Raw genomic sequence first — 15,604 nt, 5'->3', positions numbered from 1 at the left:
CTTCTATACACCTCTAATCCCTTGAATGATAAAATCCACTGATGACACAATCATATCATTTACGAAAGCTGGGTACACACCAAGCAGGACAATCGCAAATACTAAAATAACTGAAGCGATTGCTTCGCGTTTTGACAAATCAGTGAAGGATGAAATAAATTCGCTACTTTTACCGAAGCTTAATTGTAAAATTGCTCTTAATATATAAGCTGCAGTTAAAATAATTCCTAACGTACCGACAGTTGCAATTGCTTTATGAGATTGGAAAAGACCAACAAACGATAGCCATTCTCCTACGAATCCTGATAGACCCGGTAAACCTAACGAGGCCATACCACCAAAAAGCAATAAGCCTGCTAGTCTTGGAGCTGATTTTGAAAGACCTGAAATACGGTCAAAACTAGTAGTATCACCTCGGTTTTCTAACATGCCAACTATTAAAAATAGAAGTGCAGCAATTAAACCATGAGATACTGATTGTAAAATCGCTCCCTGAATTCCAGCGCTATTCATTGCTGCTAATCCAATAATAACAATTCCCATGTGCGAGAAACTTGAATACGCCAATACAGAACGTAAGTCCTTTTGGATTAAAGCAATATAAGCCCCGTAAAGTAAATTAATAACACCAATAATCGCAAGAGCTACCGACATTTTTTCAAATTGCTCTGGGAATACCCCTAAAGCAAAACGAATTAAACCGTAAGTTCCAATTTTTAATAGGATACCAGCGTGAATGATTACTACAGCAGGATTGGCTTGTGTATGAACATTCACCATCCATCGATGGAACGGGAACAATGGTAGTTTGATTGCAAATGCAATTAATAAGCTAACTAGTAGAAGCATTTTTAAATGCTCTGAAATTGGACTAATTGTTTGTTGTCCTGTTGGTATGATGTTTGCTAAAACTTCATAATTTGTTGTGCCTGTACGGGCAAATAGGACAGCTATAACAAATAATAAGAATGCAGATCCTAATCCGTTATAAATTAAGAATTGGTATCCAGCACGTTCACTATCAAATCGGCCCCATTTACCAATTAAAAAGAACATTGGAACTAGCGTTAATTCAAAGAATAAGAAGAATAACACTAAGTTCTGAGCAGCAAATACACCAAACATCCCTACTTGAACAATAAATAGTAGCTGATAGAAGCCTTTTGATCCTTTATTAATTGAGTAACCTGCAATTACAGCGATTAATGAGATAATACCAGTAAGTAAAATCATCACTAATGAAAGACCATCTACTCCAAGCTCAAATTTAACTTGGAATAATCTAGTTGATCCAGCGAAAAATTTTCCAAATGAAAACCAATCATATGAAATATTCAAATCTTTTAAACTAGAATGGGTTTGACCTGCTATATAAGCAAGTATAGTAACTGCAAATGATAAAATCGAAGTCAATAATGCCCAAAGCTTATAAGAATTCTTTGGCGCAAAAGAAACTAGTAATAATCCCAATAAAGGTGAGAAAACAACCCATAATAAGAAATGAGACATCATAAGTTGTACCCCCCTGTCACAACGATTGCTAATAAGATTAGGGCAAGACCAAGTAATGTGATAAATCCATACGTTTGGACTTGACCACTTTGAAGCCTTGAACCCATTCCACCGATACTACTTACAATTCCTTTCACAAGAACTGCTAGCCCCTCTATTACAAAACGCTCAATTGCAAACATTACATGTCCGATTGCAAACATACCTTTTACGATTGAACCGTTATATAATTCGTCAATATAGTATTTATTAAGAAGAATATCGTAAAACAATCCATTTTCTTCTTGTTTCGTTTGCTTTTCTTTTCTTCCATACATATTGTAAGCAAGCGTTATACCAGCTAAAGAAACAAGCGTTGCTACGACCATAATCCAAACCGGCTCATGAGCATGCTCAGCAATCGTAAATGGAGCTCCATCTAATAAAAATTCATTTAAATGGCGACCAAAGAATGGTGTATTAATATAACCTGCAAATATAGCAAGGATTCCTAATAATGACATTGGAAGAATCATTGACATTGGTGACTCGTGAGCACCTTTTGTCTTTTCTTCTCCAGTGAACACTAAGAAAAATAATCGGAACATATAGAAAGAAGTAAAGAATGCAGCAATTAAACCAACGATGAATAAAACGTAATTTCCATTTCCCCAAGTGGCAGCTAAAATCTCATCCTTACTAAAGAAACCAGATAGTAATGGTACACCTGTAATAGCTAATGTACCAATTAAGAATAGTGTAGATGTCCATTTCATTTTCTGACGTAATCCACCCATTTTAAAAATGTCTTGAGTGTGTACGGCATGAATTACACTACCTGCAGCTAAGAATAACAATGCTTTAAAAAACGCATGAGTTGTTAAATGGAAAATACTTGCTGTATAACCACCTACACCTAATGCAAGCATCATATAGCCCAACTGACTAACTGTAGAATATGCTAATACTCGCTTAATATCTCTTTGAACAAGTCCAATACTCGCTGCAAAAATCGCTGTAAATCCACCGACAATCGCAACTACCGTTAAAGCAGTCCCACTTGCGATAAAGATTGGATAAGTCGTCGCTACTAAGTAAACACCGGCTGCTACCATCGTTGCTGCGTGAATTAATGCAGAAACAGGTGTTGGACCTTCCATCGCATCAGGAAGCCATGTATGAAGTGGGAACTGACCTGATTTACCCATTGCTCCTATGAAAATCAAGATCGCAATAAGTGTTAACATACCTGTGCTCACTTCTCCACCTTGGATTACATTGAAAATTTGATCGAAATCAAAGCTCTTTGTTTTCCAAAATAAAAGTACCATCCCAATAAATAAACCAACGTCCCCTATTCTAGTCATAATGAACGCTTTTTTAGCCGCTGCTTTAGCTTCCTCTTTATAAAAGTAGAAACCAACAAGTAAAAATGAACCTAACCCTACTAACTCCCAGAATACATAAAGTTGTAGAATGCTTGGTGAAATGACAAGTGCTAACATCGCAAATGTAAATAAGCCTAAATATGCGAAGAACACTGTAATTCGGTCATCCTCTTCCATATAAGCTGTTGAATAAATATGTACTAATGTACTAACAAACGTAACGATTACTAGCATTAACGAATTTAGCGCATTTACTACATATCCAACATGAATATCGATATTTCCAATTGTTAACCAATTGTATAGTTTCTGCACTGTATCCCCTTGTAGACGGTCAAATAAGACGAACAAGGAGATGATGAATGAGATTCCTGTTAAAGTTGCTCCTAAAATCCCGCTACCTTTCTTTCCTCTTGTACCAGCTAATATAAGGATTAGAAAGGAAATTAGCGGAAGTACCGGAACAAGCCAAGCATACTGCATCATCAAATTCCACCTCCTATTTATCTTTTCAATGAATCAGCTTCATCGATATTGACTGTCTGACGATGACGATACCATGCAATAAGAATTGCCACGCCAACTGCAGCTTCAGCGGCTGCAACTGAAATCGTAAATAATGAAAAAATTTGTCCTGTTAACGACGGTGCTACACCAAGCTTACTAAATGCTACTAGATTAATATTTGCGGCATTTAACATTAACTCAATACAAATTAACACGATTACTGTATTTCGTTTTGTTAATGCACCATATAATCCGATACAAAATAAAATTAGCGCTAAGAGAAGATAAGCATTAATTGGAACTGAACTCATTCCTTCGTACCCTCCTCTTTTGAATCATCTGATTTTGCTAAAATGATTGCTCCGACTAAAGCAATAAGTAATAATACAGACATTACTTCAAATGGCACAATATGATCTGTAAATAATTGTGAGCCAATATTTTTCGTATTGTTTGTTGCTAAATCAACATCTGTTGCGTTAATTGAAAGTCCGTTTACACCTAAAAACATAACGACTCCAAATGCAACGATACCGATTAATGCAGCAATATTTCTCCAATTTCTTTTTGGCTTTTCACTTTCAATATCATGTTTTGTTAACATGATTCCAAAAATCATTAAGATCGTTACTGCTCCAGAATAAATAAGAATTTGAACAACAGCTACGAATTCAGCTGATAAAAGGACATAAATTCCTGCAATACTAATGAATGTTAAAACAAGTGAAAGCATCATATGCATAACTTTCGTTGAGTTTAGCATCATTACGCCACCTAAAATGGCTGATAAAGAAAGAAGAAAGAAAGCAACTACAAAACCACTCATGCTTTATTCTCCTTTCGAATGTTTTGATCGTTTTCATCAAGCCATTGAAGGTCTTTAAATAATTCATCACGTGAATATTCAGCAAGTTCGAAGTTATTTGTCATAATAATCGCTTCTGTTGGACAAACTTCTGTACATAAATCACATAGAATACAAATTTCGAAATTTATATCGTATGTGTCAATAATTTTCCCTTTTTTCGTAGGATCAGGGTGTTTTTTCCCAGTTAATGTAATACAGTCTGTTGGACAAATTGCTGAACATTGATTACAAACAATACATTTTTCTGGATAAAACTTTTGAATTCCACGAAAACGATCTGGTAACGGAATCGGCTGATTTGGATAATCATACGTCACTTTCTCGCGCGTTAAATTTTGAAGAGTATATTTTAAACCTTTTACTAACCCAATCATGACTCACACCCCTTTAGATTGGTCTATTTGTTTAGAAGAATAAGCTTTTTACTAATGCAGTTATTAAAATATTAGCTAACGAAACTGGTAATAATACCTTCCAACCAAACTCCATTAATTGGTCAGCACGTAAACGTGGGAATGTTACACGGAACCAAATTAATAAATATAAAATTACACTAAATTTTAAAGAGAACCAAACAGCTCCAGGAATAAAGTCTAGACCTGCAATTGGATTCCATCCACCTAAAAAAATAATCGTAATTAAAGAACACATTGCAAAAAAGTAAACATACTCTGAGAGCATAAAGAATGCCCAACGGAAGCCTGAAAACTCTGTATGATAACCTGCTACTAGTTCTGACTCAGCCTCTGGTAAGTCAAAAGGCGTACGATTTAATTCAGCTACAGCTGCAATTAAGAAAACGATAAAAGCAATCGGCTGAGTTACAATGAACCATACATTTTCTTGTGCATTAACAATATCATTTAAATTTAAGCTTCCAGTTAATAAAATAACACCTAATACGCTCATTACTAACGGAATTTCATATGATATCATCTGTGCCGCTGCACGCATACCACCAATAAGGGAGTACTTGTTATTTGAAGCCCAACCTGCCGTAACAACCCCAACTGTTGTTAATCCTGATACAGCAATATAGTAAAGTAATCCAACACCTATATCAGCAAACTGTAAGTTCTCTGTAAAAGGTAGAGTTGCTAAAACCATAAAAGCTGGAGCAAATGCAATGACTGGTGCAAGTATAAATAATGGTTTATCTGCCGCTTTTGGAATTGTATCTTCTTTTAAAAGTAGCTTTAATACGTCAGCAACTGTTTGAAGTAAACCAAAACGTCCACCAACTTGGTTGGGTCCAATACGACCTTGCATGAAACCCATGACTTTACGTTCTGATAGGATTCCAAACGTAACAAAACCTAAAACTACAAATAGAAAAATAACGCCTAAGCCTAAATAGATGAGAAAATTTATCCAAGACGGTGTACTTTGTAGAAGATTTTCTATCATTATCCGTCTACCTCCCCAAGTACAATATCAATGCCACCTAAAATAGTAATTAAGTTTGCGATGTTTTCACCTTTTAATAGTTTTGGAAGAATCTGGAGGTTATAAAAGGATGGTCGTCTAAACTTCAAACGATACGGCTCTTTTTTTCCATCACTTGCAATATAGCAACCGATTTCTCCACGCGGTGACTCGATTCTAACGTATCCTTCACCTTTAGGAGCTTTTATGATTTTAGGAACTTTTGCTAAAATATCACCTTCAGCAGGGAATTGTGCAACAGCTTGTTCTAAAATCTTTAGGGACTCTTCAATTTCTAACATTCTGCACATATAACGATCCCATGCATCCCCAACTGTTCCCACTGGAACATCGAAATCAAAGCGATCGTAAATAGAATATGGAGCATCTTTTCGTAAATCATATTTAACACCAGTACAACGAAGATTTGCACCACTTAATGAAAAATTAATGGCATCTTCTTGTGAATATGCACCAATACCTTTTACACGATTAATAAAGATTTCATTACCAGAAACTAAATCGTGATATCCTTTTAATTGCTCTCTCATATAAGGAATAAACTCTTTTACTTTTTCAATCCATCCTTCAGGAGCATCCCACTTAACCCCACCTACACGCATGTAGTTAAAAGTCAATCTCGCTCCACAAAGTTCGTTTAGTAGATTGATAATCATTTCACGCTCACGGAAAGCATAAAGGAATGGACTTACCGCCCCAATATCTAGTAGGTTTGTACCCCACCAAACTAAGTGACTAGCAATTCTTCCTAATTCCATCGAAATAACGCGTAAATACTCTGCGCGATCTGGAACTTTAATATCCATCATTGTTTCGACTGCATGGCAGATAACATAGTTATTAGTCATTGCTGATAGATAATCCATTCGGTCTGTATATGGGATAATCTGTGTATATTGAAGATTTTCAGCGATTTTCTCTGTACCACGGTGTAGATAACCGATGACTGGTGTCGCCTCTTTAATGATCTCTCCATCAATCTTTAACACAAGACGAAATACACCGTGTGTACTTGGATGCTGAGGTCCGACGTTTAATAGCATTTCTTCCGTACGAATCATGGCTTATCCTACACCCCCTCATCAAATTGAACGTAATCTTTTCTTAGTGGATAGCCAACCCAATTATCTGGCAGTAATATACGCTCCAATTTTGGATGTCCTTCAAACTGTATACCAAGTAAGTCGTAAGTTTCACGCTCTGGCCAGTTTGCACCTTCCCAAATTGGAGTAATACTATCAACAATAGGCTGATTTCGGTCTGCTCTTACTTTTAAAGCGATTCCATGTTTACGTTTATAAGAATATATGTAAGAGTAAACTTCCATGTAATCAACAAAATCAGTTCCATGTAATCCAGATAAATAAGTAAATTGTAGTTGTTCATTATTCTTTAAGAACTGTGCTACTTTAAAGTAAGCATCCTTTTTAATTGTAAAAGTTGGATCATGTTTAGATAGCGTATTAATAATTGCTTCCTCAATAACTTCCGCTCCAAACTCTTTTTCAATTAGTGCTTTTACTTCATCTAACAATGGTTGATTGTGCGAAGCTTTTACTTCTTCAACTGGAGCCTCTTTAACACCTTCTGTTTTACCTTTCGCTTTTGCGGCTGCCGCTGCTTTTGCCTTCGCAATTGCAAGTGCTTTCGCTTTTGCTTTTGCCGCTTCATCGTCAGAACCAGCAGTTGCAGTGTCTTCTCCACCCGCTGCTTTTTGTTTTGCCAATGCCGCTGCCTTTGCTTTTGCTGCTGCTACTGCTTTTGCCTTTGCTGCTGCAAGTGCTTTCGCTTTTTCATCGTCTTTACCTTCTGCGGGAGCCTCTCCTCCTGCTGCTTTTTGCTTCGCTAATGCTGCTGCCTTTGCTTTAGCTGCTGCTACTGCTTTTGCCTTCGCCGCTGCTAAAGCTTTTGCCTTATCATCTTCAGAAGTCACCTCTGGCTCTTCTGCTTTTGCCTGTTCGCCTGCTTCTGCAGCTTTTTGTTTGGCAATTGCTGCCGCCTTTGCTTTTGCTTCCGCTACTGCTTTTGCCTTCGCCGCTGCTAAAGCTTTTGCCTTATCGTCTTCAGAAATCACCTCTGGCTCTTCTGCTTTTGCCTGTTCGCCTGCTTCTGCAGCTTTTTGTTTGGCAATTGCTGCCGCCTTTGCTTTTGCTGCTGCTACTGCTTTTGCTTTCGCTAGTGCAAGTGCTTTCGCTTTTTCATCTTCTGAAGCTGTTTCTTCTTGTTTACCTTCATTTTCAACAATTGGTTCCTTCACTACAGGAGCTTCTTCTTTTTGAACTTCAATATTTTTTGCAGATTCCTTCTCTGCCTTCAATTGTTCCATCTTACGTCGAGCCGCTTCTTTAGCCCTCTCGGCTGCTTCTTTCTTTAACTGTTCTTTTGACTTATCTTCACTCATTTATTCGTCACCTGCTTTCCAGTTTTAGCTTCGTAACGAATCTTCTCTTTCAATTTATTAATACCATAAATTAATGCTGCTGGATTCGGAGGACACCCAGGGATATACACGTCTACAGGAACAATCTGGTCCACTCCTTTAACAACTGCATAAGAGTTAACATATGGTCCACCAGCAGTGGCACAAGAACCCATCGCAATTACCCATTTAGGTTCTGGCATTTGATCGTACAAACGTTTAACAATAGGCGCCATCTTTTTCGTAACAGTTCCAGAAACAATCATACAGTCAGATTGACGAGGAGAAGTACGGAAAAATGAGCCAAATCGGTCTAAGTCATAATGAGATGAACCTACACCCATCATTTCGATTGCACAACAAGCTAACCCGAATGTTAATGGCCATAACGAGTTACTTCTTGCCCATGCCTTCACTTCTTCCAACGTCGTGAAAAAAATATTCTTTTGGAGTTCTTCCATTTCAGCAACAGAAATTCCATCTAACTTCATAACCATTTCAACACCTTCTTCTTCCAAGCATAAATAAGTCCAAGTAGTAGCATTAAAATAAAAATAATCATCTCAACAAAAGCAAAAAGCCCTAATTGATCATATGCAACCGCCCACGGATATAAGAAAACAGTTTCAACATCGAAAATAACGAATAATAGTGCAAAAATGTAATACCCAGCATGGAAACGAACCTTTGCATCATGAAATGGTTCAATACCACTTTCATATGTCGTTGCTTTTGCTTCAGTTGGTACACTCGGTCTTAAGAATTTACCTATTACCGAGAGTGCGACAACCGGAAGTGCAATTCCTATAACTAGAAACACAACTACAATCACATAATTATTTAAATAGGCATTCACGAAACTTGTCCCTCCTCTAACTACAGAGCTCTACATTATATACTTATTATAAATATAATGTATTTTTCATTTAATTTTTACTATTCAGTTTTGTAATCGTATCCATTATAACAAATGTGACAAAAACGTGTCGATATTTATTGCCATTAATCATAAAATTGAATAATATAGCTGGAAAATAAATTCCATTATTTATAATTTATCTTATATGTATGTCGACTTATCAGTTTCTAATACTTTAATCGTTGTTACCAGTAACTAAAATTATATATCAGTATAAGAGTTATCCACAAATCCACAGAAAGTTATTCACAATTCCCACAAATTAAAAAATAGTGATAATTGTCGAAAAAAAATACCAGTTCAAAACATGAACTGGCCATTTTTTATGATGCAATCGTTTCTGAAGACTGCTTATTTTTAGTTTTAGGTTGCGCAAGCTTTCTACTTTTTGTACTCCCCATAAAAAATGAAAGTATTAATGCAATTCCAGATAATGCTGTTGCGAAAATAAATGCATCATTGATTCCATTAATTGAAGCTAATTTAGATGCCTGGCTATAAAGTGATGTTACCGCTAAAGATCCACCTTGTGTTGGCGTTAATCCAGCTACTGCAGCTAACTGTGAGCCAGTTTGATGAATCCAATCCATGATGAAAGGATTCGTTGACGTTACTTCATTTGAAAAGTTTGCCATGTGATTTGTCGTCTGCGTCGTCATGATTGTAACAAGAATTGCTGTACCAACTGAACCAGCAACTTGTCTCAAAGTATTTTGAGTTGCAGTACCATGCGAGATCATCTTAAGAGGCAACTTATTTAGACCAGCTGTCATAATTGGCATCATAATAAATGACATGCCGAATGAACGTAAAGTATAGAAAAACATAATTTTTAAGTACGGAGTATCAATCGATAATTTAGTAAACTCATAGGTTGTATATGTCATGATGAGTAAACCAAAAATAGCTAAAGGACGAATCCCATATTTATCGAATAATTTTCCCGTAAGTGGACCAAGAGCACCCATGATCAATGAACCAGGAAGTAATAATAATCCCGCTTTTATCGGTGTAAACCCACGGATGTTTTGTAAATATAGAGGTAGTAAAATCATCCCTCCATATAATGCTGTTGTAACGATTAAGTTAATTAATAATGTGTAAGAAAACGAAAATGATTTAAATACTTTTAAATTGATTAAAGGTTGTTTTGCAGTTAATTCTCTCCATACAAATAAACTCAAGCTTATAAAAGCTATTAATAAAGAAAGAACGACTTCAGTACTATCCCAGCCTTTATTACCTGCTTCACTAAATCCATATAGTAAACTACCAAATCCAATTGACGAACTTAGTACTCCCCATATATCTAAAGTTGGGAATGAACGTTTTCGCGAAATATGAAACCAAGCGTTAGACAAAACGATTGAAATGACACCTAACACAGCCATTCCATAAAATAAGAAATGCCATGAATAATCTTCTACTACATACCCAGTTATTGTTGGCCCAATAGCTGGTGCGAGAATCATAGCAATCCCCATCAATCCCATTGCTGCCCCACGTTTTTCAGGGGGGAAGATCGTCATGAAGATATTCATACCAAGTGGCATTAAAATTCCTGCCCCGACTGCTTGAACTACACGACCTGCCATCATAGCTGGGAAATTTCCTGATAAAGCACAAATAATCGAGCCAATTGTAAAGGCAAACATCGAAAAGATAAATAATTTTCGATAAGTAAATGTATCAACTAAGTAAGCGCTAACTGGAATTAAAATACCATTTACTAACATAAAACCGGTAGACAACCATTGTGCAGTCGAAGTAGTTACATTAAAATCAGCCATTAACTTCGGTAAAGCAACGTTGATTAAGGTCTGATTTAAAATAGACACAAACATACCTAATAATAGTACTGTTAAAACTTTTCCCATGCTAAAGCTTTGTTTTTCACTTGATTTTGCTGGAACTGATTTCTTTTGAATTTCTTCAGTTTTTTCTATTTTATTTGGTTCTTCCGAATGGACCATTTCTACTCTTTTATCTATTTTTAAGTCATCTTCTTTATTTCTTAATACAATTCGATTAATAACAAAGAAAACAATTAAGCAAAACCCTCCATATGCTATGATCATTCCTGTAGACATCGAAATTCCTCCTTACTTGTGGATACGAACAGAAGCATTCATTCCTGGAACAATTTCAAATGACTTGTTATGATCTAAAGCAATTCTTACAGGTACAACCTGCTCAACTTTCGTATAGTTTGCATTAGCGTTTCCAGAAGGTAATAAACTAAATGTATTCGCAGTTGTTAATCCAACGAATTCCACAGTACCTGTTAAAGTAGTATCTGGATATGCGTCCACATACACATCAACCTCTTGACCTTTTTTCACATCTTCTACTTCAGTTTCCTTAATATTTGCAGTAACCCAAAGATTATCTAAGTTATATGCATAACCAAGAGTTGAACCTGTTCCAACTAATTGATCTTTAATTGCATTTGTTTGAACAATTGTTGCATTTGTTGGCACTGAAACTGATACTTCATGAGCAGTATCACCAGCAGTTTGAGGCGTAGTTAAAATTTTCCCAATTGATTCATTTGGTGAAAATGTTCTCCCGAATGTACCCGACCATGACTCAAGCTTACCAGCAGCAGGAGATGAAATGACAATTTGTTGCCCATCTATTTTTGCATTATCAGTTTTTATATAATTTGTAGATTGATCATAGTAGTAATAACCGGCAAATCCACCAGCAACTAGTATGATTAAAGTAATTATGTTAACAAGTACCATTTTCTTCATGTTCCCCATAAATAAATTCCTCCTAAATTTTTAATCGTCTCTCTATATAGGCAAAAAAAATAAAACAACACAATGTCGTTTTACTTCTCATAGTTTTTAATTATAATTGATTTATAAACGTACTCAACCGTTAAAAATTAAAAATTTGTTGCTTAAGCAACACTACCATTATTAACTGTTTAATTTCTTAACGTTATTTAATAAAGGAGTTTTTAAATGAGCATAAAAAATAATCTTGACCCCCGTGTCATTCGAACTAGACAACTTTTACAAGATGCATTAATTACATTATTATCGGATAAAGAATTCGAAGCGATCAGTGTACAAGATATTACAAAAAAAGCAAATGTCAACAGAGCAACCTTCTATAGCCACTACGAAGACAAGTATCAAATGGTCCGTCAAATCGTTAGAGAAAAACTAGTTGATTTGGACAAAGCTATGAAGAATGTAGATTTTAGTATGTATGACCAAAATCCACACTCACTCGATGAAATGACTTTACAATCCTACTTCCATCTATTCGATCATATCGAAAAAAACAGTTACTTTTACAAAGTCCTACTAAAACGACAAGGACCAAATATTTTTAGAAGAAAACTTTACGAAGTATTATCAACAACGTTCGAAACAGGCTTTGCATTTATACAACCAAAAAAGAATAAATACCTTGTCCCAGAAGACCTACTAGTAAGTTATGTTTCAGGAGCAACACTCAGCGTAATTTCATTTTGGGTTGAAAATGACATGCCATACACAAAAAAACATATGGCAGAATATCTTTTAAAAATCTCAAGAAATGGAATATTAGGAACAGCGGGATTGGAATTAAACTAAAAAGTGGATTGCTATGACACCTGATTAGATAGAGGAAGTATTAAAAGAGTTTTAGTGGGCACATAGAGTAAGTCTCTAACTTGTTTATTATTTACCGTGATTTCATAAAAAAGAACTAACTAAAGCACTCTCACCCCAAAAACGTCCCACTTAATCCAACAAAAAAAAGAGCCACGAGGGCTCTTTTTTTAATTACTTATATTGTGCTACGTTTAAACGGTTCATTGCTTTGTGTAAAGCAAGTTCTGCACGTTTGATATCTGTGTCAGGGCGTCTATCTTGCAGACGTTTTTCTGCACGTTTTCTTGCTTCTACTGCACGCTCAACGTCAATTTCAGTTGATACTTCAGCAGATTGAGCCAATATTGTAACGGCTTCAGGTCGAATTTCAATGAATCCGCCACTAACTGCAACGTAATCTGTTCCAGCTGGTGTTTTAATTTTAACAGGTGCTGTTGCTAACGGTGCCACAGTTGAAATGTGTCCTGGTAAAATACCTAGCTCACCGCTAGTTGCTTTCGTGCTAACGAATTCTGTTTCGCCTTCATAAGCCGGTCCATTAGGAGTGACGATACTGACTTTCATTGTCTTCATAGTGAACTCCTCCTGTCTAGCTTCGTGAGCTAATCAAACAATTATTATACTAATGTTTTTGCTTTTTCTACTACTTCTTCGATGCGTCCAACTAAACGGAATGCATCTTCTGGAAGAGTATCATATTTACCTTCTAAGATCTCTTTGAATCCACGAACAGTTTCTTTAACTGGTACGTAAGAACCTTTTTGTCCTGTGAATTGCTCCGCAACGTGGAAGTTTTGAGATAAGAAGAATTGAATACGACGAGCACGAGCTACGACTAATTTATCTTCTTCTGATAACTCATCCATACCTAAGATTGCGATGATATCTTGAAGTTCTCTATAACGTTGTAAAGTTGATTGAACTTGACGAGCTACTTCATAGTGCTCTGCTCCAACAACCTCAGGGTTAAGTGCACGAGATGTAGATGCTAATGGATCTACCGCAGGGTAAATACCCATCTCAGATAAACGACGCTCTAAGTTTGTTGTTGCATCTAAGTGAGCGAACGCTGTAGCTGGTGCTGGATCCGTATAGTCATCGGCAGGTACGTAAATCGCTTGAATCGAAGTTACAGAACCTTTGTTTGTTGAAGTGATACGCTCTTGTAATTGACCCATTTCAGTAGCAAGAGTTGGTTGGTAACCTACCGCTGAAGGCATACGACCTAATAGGGCAGAAACCTCAGAACCTGCTTGAGTGAAACGGAAAATGTTATCGATGAAGAATAACACGTCTTGTCCTTGCTCATCACGGAAATATTCAGCCATTGTTAAACCAGTTAGAGCAACACGTTGACGTGCTCCAGGTGGTTCATTCATTTGTCCAAATACCATCGCTGTTTTGTTGATTACGCCAGAATCTTTCATTTCGTGGTATAAGTCGTTACCTTCACGAGTACGCTCACCTACACCAGCGAATACTGAGATACCGCCGTGCTCTTGTGCGATGTTGTTGATTAATTCTTGAATTAATACAGTTTTACCTACACCCGCACCACCGAATAGACCGATTTTACCACCTTTAATGTAAGGAGCTAATAAGTCTACTACTTTGATACCAGTTTCAAGGATTTCTACTTTTGTAGTTAATTCTTCAAATTTAGGTGCTTGACGGTGAATTGGGTCACGACGTACGTCTTCTCCAACTTCCTCATCTAAGTCAATGTTGTCACCTAATACATTGAATACGCGTCCTAATGTAGCGTCACCAACTGGAACCGAAATAGGTTTTCCTGTGTCAACTGCTTCCATACCACGTACTAATCCATCAGTTGAAGCCATTGCAACTGTACGAACAGTATCGTCACCTAAGTGAAGAGCAACTTCTAATGTTAAATCAATGTTTACTTCATTAGCGCTTCCTGCTTCTTTACGAACACGTAACGCATTATATATTTGTGGTAATTGGCCGTTTTCGAACTTTACGTCTACTACTGGACCTAATACCTGAGTAATAATACCATTGCTCATCGCTTTTCCTCCTAGCATTGTTTCCTTTAAAGCCGATCAATTTATATTACTGTTTGAAGACAGATTAACCTAATGCAGCTGCACCGCCGACAATCTCAGTAATTTCTTGTGTAATAGCTGCTTGACGCGCACGGTTATAGTGAAGAGTAAGCTTGCTGATAACTTCTTTCGCATTATCAGTTGCATTTTTCATCGCTGTCATACGTGAAGCGTGTTCACTAGCTTTAGAATCTAATAATGCACCATAGATTAAGCTTTCTGCATATTGAGGCAGTAATACTTCTAGGATTTCATCATCAGATGGTTCAAATTCGTAGTTAGTTGTTGCTTTACCTGTGTCAATATCTGTTAAAGGTAGAAGCTTTTTCTCAGTAACTTCTTGAGAAATCTTACTTACGAAATGGTTATAAGATAAGTAAAGCTCATCAAAAATGCCATCTGTGTACATTTGAACTGTACGATTAGCAAATTTTTGAATATCATCAAATGAAGGTTGATCTGGAATTCCAAGAACCTCTTCAACGATTGGATAACCTAAACGCTTAAAGTGGTCACGTCCAACTCGACCTAGTACAATAATTGCAAATTCATCATTTGATTTATGACGTTCTTTAATTGTATTTGTTACCGTACGTAATACGTTACTGTTAAATGCACCAGCTAAACCACGATCTGAAGTGATGACAATGTAACCAGTCTTTTTAACTGGACGTGTTACTAGCATCGGATGACTACTGTTTACACCTTTTGCCACGCTACCAACTACCTCTTGCATTTTTTCCATATAAGGAACGAATTGCTTAGAGTTTTGCTCAGCACGGTTTAATTTAGCAGCAGATACCATCTCCATCGCTTTTGTGATTTGGCTTGTCTTTTTTGTTGAATTAATCTTTGTTTTTATATCGCGTAATGATGCCACAGG

At 36.5% G+C, this 15,604-nt stretch carries 16 protein-coding genes; 1 reads left to right on the top strand and 15 read right to left on the bottom strand.

The features are described 5' to 3' along the window. Window positions 1-3 precede the first annotated feature (3 nt). From ACSBO6_RS00990 to ACSBO6_RS00935, 12 genes are all read right to left on the bottom strand, one after another. Window positions 4-1,512 (bottom strand): complex I subunit 4 family protein, encoded by a 1,509-nt coding sequence (locus tag ACSBO6_RS00990; protein ID WP_498844010.1) that lies wholly within the window; start codon window positions 1,510-1,512, stop codon window positions 4-6. After that, window positions 1,509-3,365, bottom strand: coding sequence for an NADH-quinone oxidoreductase subunit L (gene nuoL / locus ACSBO6_RS00985; RefSeq protein ID WP_498844009.1), 1,857 nt, complete (start codon window positions 3,363-3,365; stop codon window positions 1,509-1,511). The genes ACSBO6_RS00990 and nuoL overlap by 4 nt, the downstream gene beginning before the upstream one ends. Before the next feature lie 17 nt (window positions 3,366-3,382). After that, window positions 3,383-3,697, bottom strand: coding sequence for an NADH-quinone oxidoreductase subunit NuoK (nuoK, locus tag ACSBO6_RS00980; protein ID WP_025568976.1), 315 nt, complete (start codon window positions 3,695-3,697; stop codon window positions 3,383-3,385). Beyond that, window positions 3,694-4,212: an NADH-quinone oxidoreductase subunit J gene (locus ACSBO6_RS00975; RefSeq protein WP_498844008.1), complete on the bottom strand. Its 519-nt coding sequence runs from the start codon at window positions 4,210-4,212 to the stop codon at window positions 3,694-3,696. Before ACSBO6_RS00975 ends, nuoK begins: the two co-directional genes overlap by 4 nt. Further along, entirely contained in the window at window positions 4,209-4,628 is a 420-nt protein-coding gene (gene nuoI, locus ACSBO6_RS00970) for an NADH-quinone oxidoreductase subunit NuoI (RefSeq protein ID WP_025568978.1), read from the bottom strand. Before nuoI ends, ACSBO6_RS00975 begins: the two co-directional genes overlap by 4 nt. 31 nt (window positions 4,629-4,659) lie before the next feature. After that, complete coding sequence (gene nuoH / locus ACSBO6_RS00965; RefSeq protein ID WP_098846485.1) at window positions 4,660-5,661, bottom strand: NADH-quinone oxidoreductase subunit NuoH; 1,002 nt, start codon at window positions 5,659-5,661, stop codon at window positions 4,660-4,662. Then, entirely contained in the window at window positions 5,661-6,761 is a 1,101-nt protein-coding gene (locus ACSBO6_RS00960; RefSeq protein WP_498844007.1) for an NADH-quinone oxidoreductase subunit D, read from the bottom strand. Before ACSBO6_RS00960 ends, nuoH begins: the two co-directional genes overlap by 1 nt. 8 nt (window positions 6,762-6,769) lie before the next feature. Further along, complete coding sequence (locus ACSBO6_RS00955) at window positions 6,770-8,101, bottom strand: NADH-quinone oxidoreductase subunit C (RefSeq protein WP_498844006.1); 1,332 nt, start codon at window positions 8,099-8,101, stop codon at window positions 6,770-6,772. Then, entirely contained in the window at window positions 8,098-8,616 is a 519-nt protein-coding gene (locus tag ACSBO6_RS00950; protein WP_056469321.1) for a NuoB/complex I 20 kDa subunit family protein, read from the bottom strand. Before ACSBO6_RS00950 ends, ACSBO6_RS00955 begins: the two co-directional genes overlap by 4 nt. Continuing rightward, window positions 8,607-8,975: an NADH-quinone oxidoreductase subunit A gene (locus tag ACSBO6_RS00945; protein ID WP_098845879.1), complete on the bottom strand. Its 369-nt coding sequence runs from the start codon at window positions 8,973-8,975 to the stop codon at window positions 8,607-8,609. The genes ACSBO6_RS00950 and ACSBO6_RS00945 overlap by 10 nt, the downstream gene beginning before the upstream one ends. Before the next feature lie 386 nt (window positions 8,976-9,361). Continuing rightward, on the bottom strand, window positions 9,362-11,128 hold the full coding sequence (locus ACSBO6_RS00940; protein WP_498844005.1) for a DHA2 family efflux MFS transporter permease subunit: 1,767 nt from the start codon (window positions 11,126-11,128) through the stop codon (window positions 9,362-9,364). Between the two features lie 12 nt (window positions 11,129-11,140). Further along, window positions 11,141-11,785: an HlyD family secretion protein gene (locus ACSBO6_RS00935; RefSeq protein ID WP_498844636.1), complete on the bottom strand. Its 645-nt coding sequence runs from the start codon at window positions 11,783-11,785 to the stop codon at window positions 11,141-11,143. A gap of 225 nt (window positions 11,786-12,010) precedes the next feature. Here ACSBO6_RS00935 and ACSBO6_RS00930 point away from each other — a divergent pair, with 225 nt between their 5' ends. Then, on the top strand, window positions 12,011-12,631 hold the full coding sequence (locus ACSBO6_RS00930; RefSeq protein ID WP_098845876.1) for a TetR/AcrR family transcriptional regulator: 621 nt from the start codon (window positions 12,011-12,013) through the stop codon (window positions 12,629-12,631). A 192-nt stretch (window positions 12,632-12,823) separates the two neighbouring features. Here the strand turns inward: ACSBO6_RS00930 and ACSBO6_RS00925 are convergent, their stop codons facing one another. From ACSBO6_RS00925 to atpG, 3 genes are all read right to left on the bottom strand, one after another. After that, window positions 12,824-13,225, bottom strand: a complete 402-nt coding sequence (locus ACSBO6_RS00925; RefSeq protein WP_098845875.1) for a F0F1 ATP synthase subunit epsilon — start codon at window positions 13,223-13,225, stop codon at window positions 12,824-12,826. Between the two features lie 44 nt (window positions 13,226-13,269). Next, window positions 13,270-14,682, bottom strand: a complete 1,413-nt coding sequence (atpD, locus tag ACSBO6_RS00920) for a F0F1 ATP synthase subunit beta (protein WP_098845874.1) — start codon at window positions 14,680-14,682, stop codon at window positions 13,270-13,272. Between the two features lie 64 nt (window positions 14,683-14,746). Then, entirely contained in the window at window positions 14,747-15,601 is an 855-nt protein-coding gene (gene atpG / locus ACSBO6_RS00915; protein WP_098845873.1) for an ATP synthase F1 subunit gamma, read from the bottom strand. Window positions 15,602-15,604 lie beyond the last annotated feature (3 nt).

It is taken from the genome of Bacillus sp. AL-1R, assembly GCF_052180195.1.
GTDB lineage: Bacteria > Bacillota > Bacilli > Bacillales > Bacillaceae_G > Gottfriedia.
The sequence above is the reverse complement of the archived record's forward strand: the minus strand, read 5'-3'. Positions and strand labels throughout refer to the sequence as shown.